Annotated in this window: 13 protein-coding genes; 7 read left to right on the top strand and 6 right to left on the bottom strand. The window is 68.1% G+C overall.

Going from position 1 to position 20,405, the window contains the following annotated elements; all coding sequences use genetic code 11:
• Positions 1 to 29 precede the first annotated feature (29 nt).
• Positions 30 to 317, bottom strand: a complete 288-nt coding sequence (locus ACFY93_RS11695; protein WP_391356446.1) for a hypothetical protein — start codon at positions 315 to 317, stop codon at positions 30 to 32.
• The gene (locus tag ACFY93_RS11690) at positions 314 to 661 is read right to left on the bottom strand and encodes a hypothetical protein (RefSeq protein WP_391356443.1); all 348 of its coding nucleotides are present in this window, start codon (positions 659 to 661) and stop codon (positions 314 to 316) included. Before ACFY93_RS11690 ends, ACFY93_RS11695 begins: the two co-directional genes overlap by 4 nt.
• A gap of 134 nt (positions 662 to 795) precedes the next feature.
• On the opposite strand from ACFY93_RS11690, the gene ACFY93_RS11685 reads away from it, so the two are divergent.
• From ACFY93_RS11685 to ACFY93_RS11655, 7 genes are all read left to right on the top strand, one after another.
• A complete protein-coding gene (locus ACFY93_RS11685) occupies positions 796 to 1,638 on the top strand; it encodes a Scr1 family TA system antitoxin-like transcriptional regulator (protein WP_391356440.1) in 843 nt (280 codons plus the stop codon).
• On the top strand, positions 1,635 to 1,850 hold the full coding sequence (locus ACFY93_RS11680) for a DUF397 domain-containing protein (RefSeq protein ID WP_391356437.1): 216 nt from the start codon (positions 1,635 to 1,637) through the stop codon (positions 1,848 to 1,850). Before ACFY93_RS11685 ends, ACFY93_RS11680 begins: the two co-directional genes overlap by 4 nt.
• 119 nt (positions 1,851 to 1,969) lie before the next feature.
• Positions 1,970 to 5,641 carry a BREX-2 system adenine-specific DNA-methyltransferase PglX gene (gene pglX, locus ACFY93_RS11675; RefSeq protein WP_391356435.1) on the top strand — a complete coding sequence of 1,224 codons (3,672 nt, stop codon included), beginning with the start codon at positions 1,970 to 1,972 and terminating at the stop codon, positions 5,639 to 5,641.
• Positions 5,642 to 5,940: 299 nt separating this feature from the next.
• Positions 5,941 to 9,852 carry a DUF6079 family protein gene (locus ACFY93_RS11670; protein ID WP_391356433.1) on the top strand — a complete coding sequence of 1,304 codons (3,912 nt, stop codon included), beginning with the start codon at positions 5,941 to 5,943 and terminating at the stop codon, positions 9,850 to 9,852.
• On the top strand, positions 9,849 to 12,818 hold the full coding sequence (gene pglZ, locus ACFY93_RS11665) for a BREX-2 system phosphatase PglZ (RefSeq protein WP_391356431.1): 2,970 nt from the start codon (positions 9,849 to 9,851) through the stop codon (positions 12,816 to 12,818). The genes ACFY93_RS11670 and pglZ overlap by 4 nt, the downstream gene beginning before the upstream one ends.
• Entirely contained in the window at positions 12,815 to 14,134 is a 1,320-nt protein-coding gene (gene brxD, locus ACFY93_RS11660; RefSeq protein WP_391356429.1) for a BREX system ATP-binding protein BrxD, read from the top strand. Before pglZ ends, brxD begins: the two co-directional genes overlap by 4 nt.
• Positions 14,135 to 14,141: 7 nt before the next feature.
• Positions 14,142 to 16,280: a DEAD/DEAH box helicase gene (locus ACFY93_RS11655; protein WP_391356427.1), complete on the top strand. Its 2,139-nt coding sequence runs from the start codon at positions 14,142 to 14,144 to the stop codon at positions 16,278 to 16,280.
• A 27-nt stretch (positions 16,281 to 16,307) separates the two neighbouring features.
• Here ACFY93_RS11655 and pth read toward each other — a convergent pair whose 3' ends face one another.
• The 4 genes from pth to glmU form a co-directional block, all read right to left on the bottom strand.
• Positions 16,308 to 16,910: an aminoacyl-tRNA hydrolase gene (gene pth, locus ACFY93_RS11650; protein WP_391356817.1), complete on the bottom strand. Its 603-nt coding sequence runs from the start codon at positions 16,908 to 16,910 to the stop codon at positions 16,308 to 16,310.
• A gap of 107 nt (positions 16,911 to 17,017) precedes the next feature.
• Positions 17,018 to 17,608 carry a 50S ribosomal protein L25/general stress protein Ctc gene (locus ACFY93_RS11645; RefSeq protein WP_391356425.1) on the bottom strand — a complete coding sequence of 197 codons (591 nt, stop codon included), beginning with the start codon at positions 17,606 to 17,608 and terminating at the stop codon, positions 17,018 to 17,020.
• Between the two features lie 199 nt (positions 17,609 to 17,807).
• Complete coding sequence (locus ACFY93_RS11640) at positions 17,808 to 18,782, bottom strand: ribose-phosphate diphosphokinase (RefSeq protein WP_391356423.1); 975 nt, start codon at positions 18,780 to 18,782, stop codon at positions 17,808 to 17,810.
• A gap of 110 nt (positions 18,783 to 18,892) precedes the next feature.
• A complete protein-coding gene (gene glmU, locus ACFY93_RS11635) occupies positions 18,893 to 20,341 on the bottom strand; it encodes a bifunctional UDP-N-acetylglucosamine diphosphorylase/glucosamine-1-phosphate N-acetyltransferase GlmU (RefSeq protein ID WP_391356421.1) in 1,449 nt (482 codons plus the stop codon).
• Between the last annotated feature and the right edge of the window lie 64 nt (positions 20,342 to 20,405).

The following is a 20,405-nucleotide window of genomic DNA, read 5'->3' as shown; positions in this document are numbered from 1 at the left end:
GTCCTCTGCCCGCTTTCCCGCTTTTCCGCTCAGATCCGCCCCGCCGGGTCCGGCGGGAGGGCCCGGCTCCGGGCATTGGCGGCGGCCACGGAGGCGCGCAGCCGCTCGGCAGAGGAGGTGGCGCGAACCCGCGCCGGGTCCGCGTCCCACTCCCGGCCGCCGCCGACCGGCCGTAGCTGGAGGTAGGGGCCGACGTGGTCCATGACGACCCCGGTCCGGCCCGTGCGCTCGTCGACGACGACCGTCCCGGCGGGCGGTGGGGGCGGCGGCGCGGGCGTGTGCGGGTCCGGGAGGGGGCCGGGCGGCGGCGCGGTCACCGGTCCGTGCCGCTGTCGGTTCCGTTGCCGTCGCCGGTGTACGGGCGGGCCGTCGCCTTGCGCGCGTCCGCCGCGTCGGTGAGCACGGCGGTGAGGCGGTGGGCCGTGGACAGGTTCACCCGGCCCAGCTCCAGGAGCGGACGGTTCACCGTGGATGTCGTGCAGGACGCCAGCTCTGGTCCGAGGGACGGCAGGGTGATGCCGTGCAGGGCGAGGGCGGCACTCAGCTCGTCGGAGACGGCGAGTGCGGAGGCGAGGGGGTTGTCCGGGAACGGATAGGCGAACGGGACGGTCGGGTGCGTGCGTTCGGTTCGGGTGGGGGAGGGGTGATTGCTGCTGTTCATGCTCACAGCGTGCTCGTGTCGGGCTACGCTCGGTAGAGGTCGCGTGCCAGCAACGGGGTTGCGGGCAGTGAGCGGCACTTGGCCCCGCGGAACCGGCGGGTGCGCACAGAGAACATCGCAAGGGGGCACCGCCTATGGCAGGCCGACAGCACCGCAACCAGGACACGGACCCGTACGCTTCGCCGCGAACCTTCTTCGGCAGCGAACTCCGGCGGGTCCGGGAGGCCGCCGGCCTCTCGCAGGACCAGCTCGGTGAGCGGGTGTTCTGCTCGGGCACGTACATCGGCCAGTTCGAGTCCGCGACGAGGCGTCCGCAGCCGGACCTGTCCCGGCTCCTGGACGACGTCCTGGGCACCGGCGAGCACTTCCAGCGGCTGTGCGAGCTGGCCCGCAAGTCCAAGCACGCCGACTACTTCGCGGACGCTGCGGAGCTGGAGACACGGGCCAAGACGATCAGCGAGTACGCGCCGATGCTGGTGCCGGGGTTGTTGCAGACGGAGGGGTATGCGCGGGCGTTGACGCGGGCCACGCTGCCTTACGCATCATCGGATGAGGTGGAGGGGTACGTTCGCGCCCGAGTCGAGCGTCAACGGATTCTGGACGATTCCGCAGGACCTCTGCTGTGGGAGATCGTTCACGAGGCAGCCCTGCGTGTGCCAGTTGGAGGAACGGACGTCATGGCTGAGCAGTTGGCCTGGCTTGCGAAGCTCGCTGGTACCCGTGGCGTGTTGATCCAGGTCCATCCATACGAGGCGGGGCCTCACACCTTCATGATGGGGGTGGTGTCTCTCATGACCTTCGGGGACGCACCACCCGTTGCCTACGTAGAGGGGCCACACAGTGGCCAACTTATTGACGACCCGGCACTGGTTGAGCGATACCAAACGTCATACGATCTGGCCAGGGCCGCCGCATTGCCGCCGGAGGCGTCTCTCACTTTGATCGAATCGGTGGCGGAGGACTTGTCGAAACCATGACCACCCCGCTCGACCTGAGTAACGCGGTATGGCGCAAGTCGTCATACACCAACGGTGAAGGGGGCAACTGCGTCGAGATCGCAGAAGGCTTCCCTGGCTTGATGCCTGTCCGTGACAGCAAGCGCCCTCACGGACCAGCCATCCTCTTCGATGTCGAGGGCTGGACGTCCTTTGTGTCAGCTGTCAAGAAGGGGATGGTCGGCCCTCACTGACTCGTGCCTCACAGTCCGCGCCAGCCCCGTCACCCACCTTAGAGACGGGGCTGGGTCGTGGTCCAATAGATGCTCGTGCGCCACAGGGCGCCTTCCGTGACCAAACACATCAACTGTTGGTGGGTTCAGTGATTGACAGCGCACGTTTGCTCAAGGACCTGCAGAAGCAGGTAACCGAAGTTGAGCAGGACCTTCACTCTCAGCTTGAGGCGCTCCCCGAGGTCGAACAACGGCTCCTCACAGAGCATGACAAGGCATTCAGGGCGCGTAGAACCTCGGCCGCGTCCTCTCAGTGGGTCAGCGAGCGCGTGACGCAGGCGGCCGTTGCGTGGACGCTTGGCACGGTCTTCGTTCGTTTCTGTGAGGACAATTACCTCCTTCTGCACCCATTCCTGGCAGGGTCGACACTTGACCGTCAGACACACGCTCAGGAACGTCACGACCAATTTATGACCCTTGACCCTTCCCGAACTCATCGAGACTGGATTCTGTCAGCGTTTGATGAGATTGCTTCGTCGCCAGCTGGCCAGATGCTCTTCGATAGAACTCACAACCCGCTCTATCAGATCCCTATCTCTAATGACGGAGCAAAGAGGCTGGTCGATTTTTGGCGCCTCCATGAGGAGGCTCCCGAGTTCGGAACCCGAATTGTGTATGACTTTAATGATTCGAATTTTGATACACGATTCCTTGGCGACCTATACCAAGACCTTTCGCAGGAGGCCAAGGATAAATATGCACTACTTCAGACGCCTGAGTTTGTAGAAGAGTTCATCCTCGAACGCACGCTCGATAAAGCTATCAAGCGGGTCGGGTATGATGTTGTTGAGATGATTGACCCAACTTGCGGTTCGGGCCACTTCCTCCTGGGGGCATTCCGTCGAATCCTCGCGGAGTGGGATAGGAGGGCCCCTAGTGATGATATTCATGTCCGTGTTGCGGGGGCCCTTAATGCGGTGCATGGTGTTGACATCAACCCATTCGCGGTAGCGATTGCTCGTTTCCGTCTGCTCATCGCCGCTTTCAAGGCTGCGGGCGTATCGAGCTTGAAGGAAGCGGCTGCCTACGATTGGCCGCTGCACATTGCGACAGGTGACGCGCTCCTCAAGTCTGAACAAGGCAAGCTATTCGAGGCGGATGGCTTTTCCCGCGTGGAGGGCGATCGCGATTTCTGGTTTGAGACGGAGGATCTGTCTGAGCATCTAGACATTCTCAAGCCGGGACGTTATCACGCGGTAGTTGGGAACCCGCCATATATCGCCGTAAAGGACTCCAAGCTCAGGGATACTTATCGACGACTTTACAGGAATGTATGTCACGGCAAGTACGTTTTGTCCGTCCCGTTTATGCAGCGATTTTTTGAGCTTGCCGTCCGTGACGAAAATGGAGGTGCCGAGTCTGGCTATGTCGGGCAAATCACTTCTAATTCTTTCATGAAGCGTGAGTTTGGCGAGAAGATGGTGCAGGGGTACCTCAAGAGTTCTGTTGACTTGCTTGAGGTAATTGACTCTTCTGGCGCTTACATCCCTGGTCACGGCACTCCAACCGTAATACTTATTGGGAGGAATCGCCCTGCCGCCCTGGGGGCCAATACGGTGCGGGCCGTCCGTGGAATTCAAGGAGAGCCTGAAACTCCGAAAGATCCGCGGCTCGGCCGTGTGTGGCGGGATATTGTGGAAAGGATTAATGCACCCGGTAGGAGTGCAGGGTCCTGGGTATCGGCAGATAATCTTGATCGGGGTGCCTACTTCGGCAAGCATCCATGGGTGCTTGCCGATGGTGCGGTAGAGATCCTGGCCGAAATTGAACGGTCGAAGGGTGGACGTCTTGAAGATGTCGTCAAATCTGTCGGCATCACAAGTTTCACACTAGAAGATGATCTCTACGTGCTGCCGCGAAAAAGCGCGGTGCGACAAGGCTTGCAGTCCACCAGTCGCTGCCTTGTACTTGGGGATGAGGTGCGCGATTGGAATACTACACCCATTAATGTGGCGGTCTTTCCCTATCAAGGCAACCTGGAGCCAGTCAAGGTAGTGGAAGGGGCGCTGCTCCACTACATGTGGACTGCTAAGACGAACCTCTCAAGAGGTGTCTTGTTTGGGCAGAAGACGAAGACTGAGGGAGGTTTGAAGTGGTATGAGTTCGGTCGGCTCACTCGGTCAAAGTTGAGAACTCCGCTGTGTATTACCTTTGCTGAAGTGGCCACGCATAATCACTTTACTTTTAGTCGAGAAGGTAACCTTTTTAAGCAGACTGCGCCGATCGTTAAGCTTCACGATGGCGCTACGGAAGAGGACCACCAAAGACTTATTGGCGTATTGAATTCCTCCACTGCATGCTTCTGGCTCAAGCAGGTGTGCCACAAGAAGGGTGGCAACGTGGGAGCTGGAGGCGGGGATTCGGATCAGCCGTGGTCCTGGAGCTACCAGTTCAATGGAACTAATGTCCAGGAACTCCCCCTTCCCGAGACCTATCCACTTACCCGCGCAATCGAGCTAGATACCCTCGCCCAAAAACTCGCTACTGTAACTCCCTCCGCCACCGCAGCCGACCCGGACAATCCGCCCACGGCCGAAGTTTTGGCGCAGGCTAAGTCGGAATGGCACCGCCTCCGTGCCCGGATGATCGCCGTTCAGGAAGAACTGGACTGGGAGGTCTACGGCATCTACGGCCTGCACGATGACCTCACCGCACCTGAGAACGCTCTCCCCGCCGATGGCCTCGCCCTCGGCCAGCGCGCCTTCGAGATCGACCTCGGCAAGCGGGTCAAGGAGCAGGGCGTCAAGACGGAATGGTTCCGGCGTCACAAGTCGAAGATGATCAGCGAAATCCCGGCTGAATGGCCCGAGGCCTACAAGGAGACGGTCCGGCGCCGCCTCGACGCCATGAAGAACTCCTCCGTGATCGGGCTCATCGAGCGCCCCGAGTACAAGCGGCGCTGGCTTACCGACAGTTGGGAGGACCAGCAGCAGGCCGCGCTCAAGGAGTGGCTGCTTGCGCGTATGGAGCGCCGGGAGCTCTGGTACGAGACGGATTACGACGGGACGGAACGCCCCCGTACCCGCTCCCTCCCCGTGCTGGTCGACGACCTCACCCGTGATCACGACTTCGTGGCCGTCGCCGCGCTCTACGCGCCCGGCGAGGAGCTGTCGGTGATCGTCCCCAAGCTGGTCGAGGACCAGCACGTGCCGTTCCTGGCCGCCCTGCGCTACACGGAGTCGGCGCACAAGAAGAAGCGCGAGGTGTGGGAGCAGGTCTGGGAGCGGCAGCGGGAGGAGGACGCGGCCACCGCCGCCGGGGACCACCGGAAGGCGCTGGAGATCAGGGACGGTACTCCCGTGCCGCCGAAGTACACGACGGCCGACTTCCGCAAGGCCTCCTACGCCGCCCAGCGCGGCGGTCTCGACGTGCCCAAGGAGCGGTTCATCTCCTACAGCCGCACCCTCAACCCGGCGATCGAGGTCCTGGGCTGGGGCGGCTGGGACCACCTGGAACAGGCCACGGCCCTCACCGAGACCATCAACGCCCGTGCGGACTCCGGAAACTGGGAGCGGGAGGACTTCATCCCGTACCTCGCCGGTCTGCTGGAGCTGCTGCCGTGGCTGAGGCAGTGGCACCCCGAGGACGCCGGCATGTTCGAGGAGGCGCTGCTGGACTGGCAGCGGGAGGAGGAGTTCGCGGTCACCGACGAGGAGCTGCGCGCCTGGCGCCCCGCCCGTAAGACGGCGAAGAAGGCTGTGGTCAAGCCCGCCGGCGGGAAGAGCACGAAGAAGGGGACGGCGAAGGAGTAGCCGCCCCTTCTCGCAGGGCCCCGTCCCCACCACCCCGCCCGGACCCTGCTCACCCCCGCAAACCCGGCAGATCTGTGCTCCCCGCACGTTACGCTGAGGCGTTCGGGTGATGCGGGCCGGGCGGGTCCGGGGTCCGGCATGCCGTGCGCGGGTCGTGCGGCAGTCGACGGGCGCCGGTCCAGCGGGCAGGAGCGCGCGGAACCCGGGGACAGGGGCGGACGGCCCGGCGCGCGGCGGCAGCCGTCCGGGCCGGCCCGGACGGCCGAGCGGGCCACAACGGGACACATGAGGAGTACGCGATGGCACACCCCACCCAGCCACTGCTGCGTGAGGTCATCGACATCCCGACCACCATCAGCCACGAGAGTTTCGTGCTGAAGCTCACCGAGGCGCTGGGCAGCGACGAAGAGCTCTCGAAGGCGCTGGACGCGTACGTCCTCACCGACAACCTCGTGGAACGGTTCGGGGAAGCCCTGTCCCTCATCGAGTCCGCGCTGACCAGCGGCAGCTCGAAGGCCGCCTACCTCCACGGTTCCTTCGGTTCCGGCAAGTCGCACTTCATGGCGGTGCTGGCCGCGCTGCTCGGCATCCAGGACCAGGCGGCGCTCAGGGTGCGCGGCCACGAGAAGTTCGCCGGAGCCATGCGCGAGCACGCCTGGCTGCACCACAGGAAATTCCTGCTGCTGCCCTTCCACATGCTCGACGGCAAGTCCCTGGAGCAGAAGGTGCTCGGCGGGTACGTGCAGCAGATCCGCGAGCTGCACGAGGACGCTCCGATCCCGCAGGTCTACCGCACGGACGCGCTGTTCGAGAACATCCGCAGCCACCGGGAGCGGATGGGCGACGAGGCGTTCATCGACGGGCTGCCGGGCGGGGACGCCCAGGACAAGTGGGGCGACTCGGTCTTCTGGACCACCGAGAAGCTGGACACCGCGCTCTCCGCCGAGCAGGTGGACGAGGACACCCTCAACGAGGCGGACCCGCAGTGGCACCGTGAGCCCGTCACCGCCGGCGGGCTGCGCGCCAAGCTGGTCTCCGACGCGCTCTCCACCTGGTTCAAGGGGCTCTTCCAGGATGCCGCCGAGGACCGGCAGGCGTTCGTCTCCCTCGACCGGGGCCTCGGCATCATCGCCGCGCACGCGAAGGCCCTCGGGTACGACGCGCTGGTCCTCTTCCTCGACGAGCTGATCCTGTGGCTCGCCAACCACATCCGGGACGAGAAGTTCGTCTCCGAGCAGGCCGCGAAGATCACCAACTTCGTGGAGGGCAGCGACGCCCACCGCGCCATCCCGGTGGTCTCCTTCATCGCCCGCCAGCGCGACCTGCGGGACCTGGTCGGGGACGAAGCCGTGCTCGGCTCCGCCGAGGTGTCCATCCAGGACACCCTCTCCCTGGCCGACGACCGGTTCCGCACGATCCCGCTGCCCGACAGCGACCTGCCGGCGATCGCGCACGCGCGGCTGCTGAAGCCCCGCGAGGAGGTGCCGGACGCGCAGGCCCGCATCGACCGGGCCTTCGCCAACATCAAGCGCGTCAAGCCCGACGTGTGGGACGCGCTGCTGGGCGACAGCAAGGCCATCACGACCGCGGACGAGGAGGCCTTCCGCCGGGCCTTCCCGTTCTCGCCGGCCTTCATGGACACCCTGGTACGGGTGGCTGAGGCGCTGTCCCGCTCCCGTACCGGCCTGAAGCTCATGGGCCAGATGCTGTTCGACCAGCGCGACACCCTCCGCCTGGGCCAGCTCGTCCCCCTCGGCGACCTCTACGAGGTGCTGTACCGGGGCGGCAGCGACCCCTTCACCCAGACCCTGCGCGAGCAGTTCCGGTCCGCGCAGGAGCTGTACAAGAACAAGCTCCAGCCCTACCTGCTGGACCGGTACGAACTCACCCTGGACGACACCGAGGCGTACCGACGCGACCCGGACGGACTCGACCCCGCCGTACGCGGCCGGATGGAGTCGTTCATCGTCGACAACCGGCTCATCGGCACCCTGCTGCTGTCCGCCCTCGTGCCGTCCGTCCCCGCCTTCCAGAACCTCACCGTCAAGCGGCTCACCGCCCTCAACCACGGCATCGTCACCTCCCGGGTGCGGGGTTTCGAGGCCAAGGAGGTCGCGAAGAAGGCCAAGGAGTGGGCCGACGAGTTCGGCGAGATCAAGTACACCGAGGGACCCGACGCCGGGATCTCGCTGGAACTCGTCGGGGTCGACTACGAGTCGATCGTCACCCGTGCCCAGACCAACAACAACCCGTCCAACCGCCGCGGCCTCCTCAAGCGCATGCTGTGGGAGGAGCTGGGGGTGAGCGAGGGCCAGCTCGACGACCAGCTCAACCTGTCCTGGCGCGGCTCCAGGCGGTCCGCCGAGGTCCTCTTCGGCAACCTCGCCGACGCCAACACCCTGGACGACGACAAGGTCAGGCCGCGCCAGCCGGGCAACTGGCGGCTCATCGTGGACATGCCCTTCGACGACGTCTACGGCGAGGCCGAGGACCGCGACCGCATCATGCGGCTCAAGAACCTCCCCGACCACGACGAGATCCGCACCATCGGCTGGATCCCCGCACACTTCACGCACGCCATGTACCTGAAGTTCCAGCGGCTGGTCATCATCGACTACGTCCTCAACGGCCAGCGCTTCGACTCCTACGCCGGGCACCTCAGCCCCAACGACCGCGAACGCGCCAAGGACGCCCTGCGCAACCAGCACCGCCGCCTGTCCAGCACCGTACGGAACGCCCTCAAGCAGGCCTACGGCCTGCTGCCGAAGGACCCGGCGGTCGTCGGCGGCTACGACGAGCACATCCTGCCCGTCCCCGACATGCAGTCCGTCGTACTGGAGTACAACCAGTCGCTGTACGACGCGGCGCGGCGCATCGTCTCCCACGCCCTCGCCCACCAGTACCCGGCCCACCCCGACTTCGACCCGCAGGGCGAGCAGCTGTCGGTGCGCACGGCCGACGTCAAGACCGTCTTCGGCTACCTGCGCACCGCTTCCGACGAAGGCACCGACGTCGTCGAGATCCGCCCGAAGGACCGCCCGCTGATGGCCCGCATCGCCGGCCAGAAGGGCCTGAAGCTGGGCACCATGTTCGAGGCCCGCTTCCAGCTCGGCCGGCACTGGGAGGAGCACTTCGGGCAGAAGGCCGGCACCGCCTACGACGATCAGGACATCCCCGTCCGCACCCTCCTCGAGTGGATCGACGAACCTCTCCCGTACGGCCTCGACCCGGTCCTGGCCCACCTGGTGCTGTGCGCCTACGCCGAGCGCACCGACCGGGTGTGGACCTACCACGAGGGGCCCGTCGAGGTCGCCGACCCCACCGCCCTCAAGACCGTCTACAGCCTGAGGGCCCAGGAACGCCCCACCGAGGAGGCGTGGAACGAGGCCGTCGAACGCGCGGCACTCGTCTTCGGCGAAGCCCCGCTGTCGCCGATGCGCCGGGCCCGCATCATCGCCGAGTTCAGCGACCGCGTCCGGGCACGCGCCGCACAGCTGCGCACCGCGGCCCGGAAACTCGTCGACGAGCTGGAGACGCACGCCGGCTACCTCGGCATGGACACCGACGACGACGAGGGGCGCCTCGGCACCGCGCGCCGCGCGGCCGTGCTCGTGGACGACCTCGCCGAGGCCGACCGGCACGACCCGCTCTCCGTCGTCAGCCTCCTCGCCGGTGCCGACACCGGCGACCGGGCCGGACAGGAGCGGATCGGCACGTCCCTGGCCAGCGCGCCCGCCGTCATCAGCGCGCTGGCCGGAGTCCCCTGGTCCAGCGTCTACGACATGGCCCGCGACGTGCGCGAACCGTACGCCACCGAGACCCGCGCCGTACTCGACTCCCTGCACGGCACCGCGCGCGCGGACGAGAACACGGCCGTCCTCGGCACCGCGCTGGAGAAGGCGACCAAGGAGCTCACCGCGATCCTGCGTCGCGCCAACGCCGCACAGACTCCGCCGCCCGTGCTCCCCGTCACCCCGCAACCCGGTCCCGCGCCGGTGCCCGCCCCCAACCGGTTCCCCCTGGACGACCACGGCACCCCGGGCCGCAACGGCAACGGTGCGTCCACCAGCATCCCCGAGCAGCCGTACGGACAGTACGAAGCGGAGGCCGCGGACGCCGTCGACCGGCTGCAGGCGGAACTCGCCGACGTGGCCCAGGCCCACCCGCACGCCCGTATCCAGGTCACATGGCAGGTGATCGACCAACCGTGAGCACGAACAGCACCACCGCACCGCCGCCCGGTCCCGGCCCCGGGCGGTCCCGGCCCAGGCCCGCCCACCCCGCCGCGGTCGTCCAGGTCCTGGAAGCCCGTTCCTTCACCGAGGGCGAGCCCCGCATCGTCCTCATCCGTGCCGAACCACACTGGAACGGGCCCCGGCGACTGCCGCTCGGCGGCGGCCGGACCGCGCACATCGCCACCGCCGTCTCACCGCTCGCCGTGCTGGACACGCTCGCCGCATGGGAGCGGACCGACATCGGTGACCGGGACGTACTCGCCGTCCTCACCGACGTGGAGGAAGCCGACCTCGGCCCCGGCCTCCTCGCCAGGGCCTACCGCAACCGCGTCTACCCCATAGAGTCCTGGGCCGTCGTCCGCCGCCTCTTCGGGGCCGTGGACCTCGACCCTCGCCTGACCGCCGAGAACTGGGCCGCCGAAGCCCTCATCGACGCCGCGGGGCAGGAGAGCTGGCCCAAGACCCCGGGCACCGTCCTCTCCCGCGACACCGCCCTGTCCCGGCTCGCCGCCGGACGGCTGTCCACAGCCGCCCATCGCCTCGACCCCGACCGGCTCGACCTGCACGCCCTGATGGCCTGGTCCCTCGCCCCCGGCGCGGTCGAACGCGTCGCCTCACTGCGCGACCAGGAACGACACGGACTCGCATCCTGGCTCGCCGACCCCGACCGGGTGGGCCTTCGGTCGCACCAGGCGCTCACCGCCCTGTTCGCGCTCTTCGAGGCAGGCAACGGTGCCGACGCGGTGCCCATGGGACTGGTGTGTGCCGCTCTCTGGGGCGAGAAGGCGCCGGCAGGCGTGGACCGTGCCCGCGGCCGTGCGGAACTGAAGTTCGGCGGCCGGCGACTCGACGACGACAGTTTCGCCGCTTTCGGCGCCGAGACCGAGGACTACGTCCGGGTCCTGCTGACCGCCCGTTCGGCTGACGTGGCCGAGGACGAATCGGTGCTTCCGGGACCCGACCCCCGCGCCCTCATGGCCCGCGCCGACGCCCTCATCCGCGACATGGGAGCAGAAGACGCGGCCGCCGCCAGCGACCTGCTCGAAACCGGGCAACGGGCGCGCTACGGAGCCGTCGCCCGCGCCCTCACCGTCTGCGTCCCCTCCAGTCCGGGCAAGACACCGGCCGAGCGGCGCATCCGCGACCTGAAACACGCTGTCGAGCACCTGACCGCCCACGAGCTGTCCCGGCTCGCGAGCCACCGCGCGACGATGACCCGGATCCGCATGGCGCAGCGGCTCGTGCACTGGCTCGGCCGGTCCCCGGTCACCGCATTCACCACCGCTGCCGAGGCGGTACAGCAGCACATCACCACCTACGGATGGGTCGACCTCGCCCACGGCTGGATCACCGACGGCGACCACACCCACCCGGAACTGCCCGGCGCGCTCGCCGCACTGAGCACCGCCGTACGGGCCCGGCGGCACGTCCTCGACGAGGCGTTCGCCGCCCGCCTCGCCGAGGAGACCCGCAGCGGTGCCGCACCGCGCGACGCCCTCGTGGTGGAGGACTTCGCCCGACGCGTCCTCGCCCCGGTCGTCAAACCCGCCCGTCCGTCGAGCGCCGGAAGCCCGCCGCTCCTCCTCGTCGTACTCGACGGAGCCAGCGCCGCCGTGGCCTCGGCCCTCGCCGAGCAATTGCGTACCCGGTCCTGGGCGGAATACGACCCCGTGGCCGACACCGCGGGAGACCGGCGACGGCGTGGCATGCTCGCCGCCCTTCCCACGATCACCCGCACCTCCCGCGGCTCCCTCTTCGCCGGCGAACTCACGGAGATCGACCAGCAGGAGGAACGCAGGCGCTTCGCGGCACACCGCTTCTGGGGCGGAGCCGACGTCCGGCTCTTCCACAAGGCCGACCTGCGAGGAGACGCGGGACACGCCCTCGGCAGCGAACTCGCCGAGGCACTCGCCGATCCCGGCACCCACGTCGCCGTCGTCGTCAACACCATCGACGACCGCCTCGGCGAGGACCGTGCCGTCTCCCACTGGCAGCTGAACGAACTCCTCGGCATGGAACAACTGCTGGCCCAGGCCCGCACCACCGGCCGCGCCCTGGTCGTCACCGCCGACCACGGACACGTCATCGACCACGGCACCGACAAGGAGAACGTCCCCGACGCCCTCTCCGCACGGCACCGCCGGGGCACCACACCCGCCGGCCGCGGCGAAACCGTCCTCGCCGGACGGCGCGTCGTCGCCGAAGGACAGCGCATCACCGCCCTGTGGGACACCGGACTGCGCTACGGAAACCGGCAGGCCGGATACCACGGCGGTGTCGCCCTCGCCGAAGCCGCCATCCCCGTACTGGCCTTCGTCCCCTACGGTGCGCCCGTGCCCAAGGGGTGGCGGGAACTCGGCCCTCAAAGGCCTTCCTGGTGGTCCCTGAAAGACGACGCCGCGCCCGGCACGCCTGCCCTGTCCCCGCAGGCACCGGGCATCACGCCACCGGCCAGACGCGCCCCCTCGGCCGCCGATCTGCGGACGAAGGCGGCAGAGCAGAAGACCGCCGAGCAGGAGACCGGCCAGGGAGCGCTGATGTCGTTCGACGAGATCAGCACGGCCGAGCCGGCCGAGGCTGCCGCACTTCCACAACCCGCCCCCGCCTCAGCAGCCGAACAGCTCGTCGAGGCGCTGCGCGCATCCGACATCATGAGCGCCCAGCTCGGCGCACTGCCGCGCCCCGAGGAGTTCGACACCGTCGCACTGGCCGTCCAGGCCCTCGTCGACGCGCACGGGATCCTGCCGATCACCGTGGTCGCGGAACGGGCCGGGAAACGCGCCACACGCGCCGCGGGCTTCGCCGCCACACTGCGACGCGTACTCAACTACGACCAGGCGGAGGTCCTCACCCTCACCGACAACGGGCGCTCCCTCCGGCTCGACGTACCGCTGCTGCGACGGCAGTTCCGCCTCGACGCGACAGGCGGAGCACGGACGTGACACCCCAGCGCATCAGTCCCGAACGGCGCCTGCGACTGATCGACGCACTGCGCCGAGGCGCCGTACCCGAGACCGGGCTCGGCGTCCTCGCGGTCGGCCTCAGCAGGTTCGAAACCGCCGTCGACGCGGAACTCGACGCAGTCGCCACTGGATCGGCCGTTTTCAAAGCCGTACGGGGCGAATACGGCTCGGGCAAAACCTTCTTCACCCGCTGGCTCGCCGAACGCGCCAAGCAGCGCAACTTCGCCGTCGCCGAAGTACAGGTCTCCGAGAACGAAACCCCCCTGCACAAACTGGAGACGGTCTACCGACGGCTCACCGAACGCCTCGCCACCAACACCTTCCCGCCCAGCGCCTTCCGGCCGGTCGTCGACGCCTGGTTCTACGCACTGGAGGAGGACGCACTGGCAGCCGGCACCGCCGAAGACGAACTGCCGCAGGCTGTGGACGGCCTCCTCACCGCACGCCTCGCAGAGGTCTCCCGTGTCGCACCGGCGTTCGCCACGGCCCTGCGCGGCTACCGGCGAGCACAGGACGCGGGCGACGACGCCACCGCCGACTCCGTCCTCGCCTGGCTCGGCGGGCAGCCCCACGTCGCCGCGGCCGCTCGCAGAAGCGCCGGTGTCCGTGGCGACCTGGACCACTTCGGTGCCCTCGGTTTCCTCCAAGGGCTGTTGACCGTCCTCAAGGACTCCGGCCACCCCGGGATGCTCCTCGTCCTCGACGAGGTCGAGACCCTGCAACGAGTCCGATCGGACGCCCGGGACAAGGCACTCAACGCACTGCGCCAGCTCATCGACGAGGTGCACTCCGGACGGTTCCCCGGCCTCTATCTCCTCATCACCGGCACACCCGCCTTCTTCGAAGGGCCACAGGGCGTCCAGCGGCTGGCTCCGCTCGCACAGCGCCTCGCCACCGACTTCACCACCGACGCCCGGTTCGACAACCCGCGCGCCGTGCAGCTCAGGCTTCCCGGCTTCACCGTGGAATCCCTGACCGAACTCGGCGGCAGGGTCCGGGACATCTACGCCTCGGGCATCGAGCGAGAAGCCGCGGAACGGGTACGCGGCGGCGTCGACGACTCGTACGTGACCGACCTCGCGCGCGCCGTGGCGGGAAGCCTCGGGGGCAGAGTCGGTATCGCACCGCGGATCTTCCTGAAGAAGCTCGTGGGCGACGTCCTCGACCGTGTCGAACAGTTCGAGGACTTCGATCCACGCACGCACTACGCGCTCACGGTCACGGGATCCGAACTCACCGGCGTCGAAAGGAACGCCGCGGCAGGCTCGGCCGACGACATCGAACTCCCGCTGTGAGGCGTCCGTGACCACCGACAACACCCCGGACGCGGTCGACCGGCTCCACCCCGTCGTCCTGCATCACATCGCCAACACCCTCGGCTGGCCCGAGCTGCGACCCCTCCAGAAGGCCGCCGTCCACCCGCTCATGGACGGCACGGACGCGTTGCTCCTCGCCCCCACGGCCGGCGGAAAGACCGAAGCCGCAACCTTCCCGCTGCTGTCGAAAATGGCCCAGGCACGGTGGACGGGAACCTCGATCCTCTACGTGTGTCCCCTCAAGGCACTGCTCAACAACCTGCTGCCTCGCCTGGAGAGCTACACCTCGTGGCTCGGACGCTCCGCGGCCCTCTGGCACGGCGACATCTCACAGACCTGGCGCAAGCGCATCCTGTGGGAACGTCCGGACATCCTGCTGACCACACCGGAATCACTGGAAGCGATGCTGGTCAGCGCCAACGTCGACCACCGCACCTTCTTCTCGGGACTGCGGGCGGTCGTCGTGGACGAGGTCCACGCCTTCGCGGGCGACGACCGAGGCTGGCACCTCCTCGCCGTGCTGGAGCGCCTGGAACGGGTCGCCGGCCGTCCAGTGCAGCGGATCGGGCTCTCCGCGACCGTGGGCAATCCACCGCAGCTCCTTGCCTGGCTGCAGGGCGCCAGCGCCGGGAAACGAACCGCGCACGTGGTCGCCGTCAACGGCCCCGCACCGACGGCCGACTGTCCGCCGCCCGGAGACATCCAGCTCGACTACGTGGGCTCCCTGGAGAACGCCGCCACCGTCATCGCCTCACTTCACCGGGGCGAGAAACGCCTGGTCTTCTGCGAGACCCGGCGGCACGTCGAGAAGCTCGGCGAATGCCTGCGTGCCAAGGGCGTGACCACGTTCCTCTCACACGCCTCACTCGCGGCCGACGAGCGACGGCGCGCCGAGGAGGCGTTCAGCGAGGCGCGTGACTGCGTCATCGTCTCCACCAGCACCCTCGAACTCGGAATCGACGTCGGTGACCTCGACCGCGTCATCCAGATCGACGCACCGCCCACCGTGGCGTCCTTCCTCCAGCGCCTGGGCCGAACCGGCAGACGGCCCGGGTCCTTGCGCAACTGTCTCTTCCTCACCCTCGACGAGGACGGCCTACTGGCCGCCGCGGCCCTGCTCCTGCAATGGTCACGGGGTTGGGTCGAACCAGTGGAGGCCCCGCCCGAGCCTCGGCACATCGTCGCCCAGCAGGTGCTCGCCCTCTGCCTGCAGGAGAACACCGTCGGGGAACACCTCTGGCAGGAATGGTGGGGTGGGCTGGGCCCCTTCGGACCCCCGGCCGAACCGATCGTGAAACACCTGATCGGCGAGGGCTACCTCGAACGGGACGGCGGCATGCTGTTCATCGGCCCCGAAGCGGAGCAGCGCTTCGGCTACCGGCACTTCATGGACCTGACGGCGGTCTTCACCGCGGCACCGGAATTCACCGTCCTCTTCGGCCGCAAGGAGATCGGGTCCGCCGACCCGGCCCTGCTCACCGAGAAAGTGGCCGGGCCACGACGGCTCCTGCTGGCAGGCCGCAGCTGGCAGGTCACCTACATCGACTGGTCCAGGCGCCGGTGCTTCGTCGAACCCGTGGACACCGGAGGCAAGGCACGGTGGGCCGGAGCGGGCTTCGCCAGGGGAGCCTCGTACGAACTCACACGCGCTGTACGCGAAGTCCTGCTCGGCACCGACCCACCCGTGAGACTGACACGCCGCGCGCACGACGCTCTGACCGCGGCACGTGGAAGCGCCGTGGAGCGGGTGCACCCAGGCGGAACCGTCGTCGTCCGGGAGGGGCCCGGCACCGGCGTGCGCTGGTGGACCTGGGCCGGGCAGCGAGCGAACGCCACACTCGCAGCCACCCTCAGCGAGATCGCCGACCCTCTCCAGTACCCCACGGACGCCTGTATTCGTCTTCGGGATGACCTGACGGCTGCCGAATGGAAGCAGGCCAAGACCCGGGCGGCTCAGCAGCTCAGCCTGCCCTCCGTGGACCCGCGCGCGTTGCGGGGACTGAAGTTCAGCGCCGCCCTGCCGGAACGCCTCGCCACCGCCACGTTGGCAGTTCGCCTGGCAGACCCGGACCACGCTGCCTCGGTTCTCAGGGAACCGGCGCGGTTCTCAGCCCTTCCGCCGTGATCCGCCGACCCGCGGGGAGGCCGGACGTCACGAGTTGTACGTCCCCTGCGCCCGCTCCAGACCGTCCAGCACCAGGCACTCCACCGCGTCCGCCGCCCGGTCCACGAACCAGTCCAGCTCCTTGCGCTCCGACGACGAGAAGTCCTTCAGCACGAAGTCCGCGACCTGCATCCGCCCCGGCGGACGCCCGATCCCGAACCGCACCCGGTGATAGTCCGCGCCCATCGCCTTCGTCATCGACTTCAGACCGTTGTGCCCGTTGTCGCCGCCGCCCAGCTTCAGCCGCAGCACCCCGTAGTCGATGTCCAGCTCGTCATGGACCGCCACGACGTTCGCCGTCGGCACCTTGTAGAAGTCCCGCAGCGCCGTCACCGGACCACCCGACAGGTTCATGTACGACATCGGCTTGGCCAGGATCACCCGCCGGTTCGCGGGACCCGGCGGACCCATGCGCCCCTCGATCACCTGCGCCTGCGCCTTGCCGGCCCGCTTGAACTTCCCGCCGATCCGCCCCGCGAGCAGGTCGGCCACCATGAAACCGACGTTGTGCCGGTTCATCGCGTACTCCGGGCCCGGATTGCCGAGCCCCACGATCAGCCACGGGGCACCGGAACCGGTCGTCACGTCCACGCCTCCCATACGTCCCCACACCTTTTTGATACGCGCCAGCCGCCGCCCCCGGACGGGAGCGGCGGCTGGCAGCGGCGAACCTTCGAGTCAGAGCCCGAGGACCAGGATCAGGCCTCGGAGCCGGCCTCGCCGGCCTCACCCTCGGCCGGGGCCTCCTCGGCCTGCGCGGCCAGCACCTGGAGGACGACCGCGTCCTCGTCGATGGCCAGCACGGTGCCGGAGGGCAGCGTGATGTCCTTCGCCAGGATGGAGGCACCGGCCTCCAGGCCCTCGATGGAGACCGTGACCGACTCGGGGATGTGCGTCGCCTCGGCCTCGACCGGAAGCGCGTTCAGGACGTGCTCCAGCAGGTACGCGCCCGGCGCCAGGTCACCCTCGGTCTGGACGAAGACCTCGACGTTGACCTTCTCGCCGCTGCGGACCAGAAGCAGGTCCACGTGCTCCAGGAAGCCCTTGATCGCGTCACGCTGGACGGCCTTCGGGATCGCCAGCTGCTTCTTGCCCTCGATCTCCAGGGCGAGCAGGACGTTCGGCGTACGCAGCGCCAGCAGCAGCTCGTGACCCGGCAGCGTGACGTGGACGGGGTCGGCACCGTGGCCGTAGATCACACCGGGAACCTGGCCCGCGCGGCGGATGCGACGGGAGGCACCCTTGCCGAACTCGGTACGGGTCTCGGCGGCGAGCTTCACCTCGGACATGAACACTCCTCGTAGTAAGGGGGAAAGAAGTCACCCGGCCACACATCGGCCTGCCACGAAGAGCGCGTCGATAACGGACAACCGCGAAACGCCTGGTCACAGACGCGTGCGGCCTCCCTCGCCGAGCAACTTGAGCAGTCTACTCGGCAAGGGAGGCCACACCCAAAACGATCTCCGCGAAGCCCCGGAGGACCCGGTCCTACTGCTCCTCGAAGAGGCTCGTCACCGAACCGTCCTCGAAGACCTCACGCACCGCGCTCGCGATCGTCGGCGCGATCGACAGCACCGTGATCTTGTCCAGCTCCAGCTCACCCGGAGTCGGCAGCGTGTCCGTGAAGACGAACTCGCTCACCTTCGAGTTCTTCAGACGATCGGCCGCAGGACCCGACAGCACACCGTGCGTCGCGGTCACGATGACATCCTCCGCGCCGTGCGCGAACAGAGCGTCCGCCGCGGCGCAGATCGTGCCGCCCGTGTCGATCATGTCATCGACCAGCACGCAGACGCGGCCCTTCACATCACCCACGACCTCGTGCACGGTCACCTGGTTGGCGACGTCCTTGTCACGCCGCTTGTGGACGATCGCCAGCGGCGCACCCAGCCGGTCGCACCAGCGGTCGGCCACCCGCACACGGCCGGCGTCCGGAGAAACCACCGTGAGCTTCGACTTGTCGACCTTCGTGCCCACGTAGTCGGCGAGCACCGGCAGGGCGAACAGATGATCCACCGGGCCGTCGAAGAAGCCCTGGATCTGGTCCGTGTGCAGGTCCACCGTGAGAATCCGGTCGGCACCCGCCGTCTTCATCAGGTCCGCGATCAGACGCGCCGAGATCGGCTCACGCCCACGGTGCTTCTTGTCCTGCCGGGCGTAACCGTAGAACGGCACGATGACGGTGATGGAGCGGGCCGACGCGCGCTTCAGCGCGTCGATCATGATCAGCTGCTCCATGATCCACTTGTTGATGGGAGCCGTGTGGCTCTGCATCAGGAAACAGTCCGCACCGCGGGCCGACTCCTGGTAACGGACGTAGATCTCACCGTTCGCGAAGTCGAAGGCCTTCGTCGGGACGACCCCGACACCCAGCTTGTGGGCGACCTCCTCGGCAAGCTCGGGGTGGGCGCGGCCGGAGAAGAACATCATCTTCTTCTCGCCGGTCGTCTTGATCCCGGTCACAGCACTGTCTCCTCAGAGGTGTCTCAGCTGGGTGTCGAGAGGTGCTCTCAGCTGGGGTGAGCGAATGTGCAACTCTCACGGTACGCCGTGTCCGGCGCCCCGGTTTCCCGTCAGCCCGCGCTCTCCGGCTTCCCCGAAGCGGTCTCCGCCGCCTTCGCCGCCGCGCTTCCGGGACGCTTGCGGGCCACCCAGCCCTCGATATTCCGCTGCTGGCCACGGGCCACGGCCAGCGAACCGGGCGGCACGTCCTTCGTGATCACCGACCCGGCGGCGGTGTAGGCACCGTCCCCGACCGTGACAGGCGCCACAAACATGTTGTCCGAACCCGTCTTGCAGTGCGACCCGACCGTCGTGTGGTGCTTGCTCTCGCCGTCGTAGTTCACGAAGACGCTGGCAGCGCCGATGTTCGAGTACTCACCGATCGTGGCGTCACCCACGTACGACAGATGCGGCACCTTGGTGCCCTCGCCGATCGACGCGTTCTTCGTCTCCACGTACGTACCCACCTTGGCCTTGAGACCGAGGCGCGTTCCCGGACGCAGATACGCGAACGGGCCGACACTCGCCTGCGGGCCCACCTCGGCGCCGTTCGCCACCGTGTTGTCCACCCGCGCCCCGGCACCGACCCGGGTGTCCAGCAGCCGCGTGTTCGGGCCGACCTCGGCGCCCTCGGCCAGGTGCGTGGCGCCCTGGAGCTGCGTGCCCGGGTGCACGATCGCGTCCTGCTCGAAGGTGACGGTCACGTCGACCCACGTCGAAGCCGGGTCCACGACGGTGACCCCGGCCAGCATCGCCCGCTCCAGCAGCCGGTCGTTCAGGATCCGGCGGGCCTCGGAGAGCTGGACGCGGTTGTTGATCCCGGCGATCTCCCGGTGGTCACCGGCGACCGACGCGCCCACCCGGTGCCCGGCCTCGCGCAGGATGCCGAGAACGTCCGTCAGGTACTCCTCGCCCTGGCTGTTGTCCGTACGCACCTTGCCCAGCGCGTCCGCCAGCAGCCGGCCGTCGAACGCGAACACCCCGGAGTTGATCTCCCGGATCGCCCGCTGCGACTCGGTGGCGTCCTTGTGCTCGACGATCGCCGTCACCGCGCCGCCGGCGCCGTCCCGCACGATGCGGCCGTACCCGGTGGCGTCCGGGACCTCGGCGGTCAGCACCGTCACCGCGTTCCCGTCGGCGGTGTGCGCGTCGGCGAGGGCGCGCAGGGTCCCCCCGGTGAGCAGCGGGGTGTCACCGCACACGACCACGACGGTGCCGTCGACGGGTCCGTCGAGCTCCTGGAGGCCCATCCGTACGGCGTGCCCGGTGCCGTTCTGCTCGGCCTGCACCGCAGTCCGTACGGCGGGGTCGGCCTCGGTGAGGTGCGCGGTGACCTGCTCGCGGGCGTGGCCCACGACGACGACCAGGTTCTCCGGCTCCAACTCCCGCGCCGCGGCGAGCACATGGCCCACCAGGGAACGGCCGCAGAGTTCGTGCAGGACCTTCGGGGTGGCCGACTTCATACGGGTGCCCTCACCCGCTGCGAGGACGACGACGGCTGCCGGGCGGTTGGCGCTCACGGAGATGCCCTTCGGCTTCGGACGGGTGGGGACATCCGCAGAATACCGGGACGTTCCAGGAGCG

It is taken from the genome of Streptomyces sp. NPDC008313 (assembly GCF_042956125.1).
GTDB lineage: Bacteria > Actinomycetota > Actinomycetes > Streptomycetales > Streptomycetaceae > Streptomyces.
This window is presented reverse-complemented; position numbering and strand designations above follow the sequence as displayed.

What these genes read in the sequence shown, in the direction of transcription:
- ACFY93_RS11690 (WP_391356443.1), bottom strand. Translation starts at nt 661, where the DNA reads ATGAACAGCAGCAATCACCCCTCCCCCACCCGAACCGAACGCACGCAC.
- ACFY93_RS11685 (WP_391356440.1), top strand. Translation starts at nt 796, where the DNA reads ATGGCAGGCCGACAGCACCGCAACCAGGACACGGACCCGTACGCTTCG.
- ACFY93_RS11680 (WP_391356437.1), top strand. Translation starts at nt 1,635, where the DNA reads ATGACCACCCCGCTCGACCTGAGTAACGCGGTATGGCGCAAGTCGTCA.
- ACFY93_RS11670 (WP_391356433.1), top strand. Translation starts at nt 5,941, where the DNA reads ATGGCACACCCCACCCAGCCACTGCTGCGTGAGGTCATCGACATCCCG.
- ACFY93_RS11645 (WP_391356425.1), bottom strand. Translation starts at nt 17,608, where the DNA reads ATGTCCGAGGTGAAGCTCGCCGCCGAGACCCGTACCGAGTTCGGCAAG.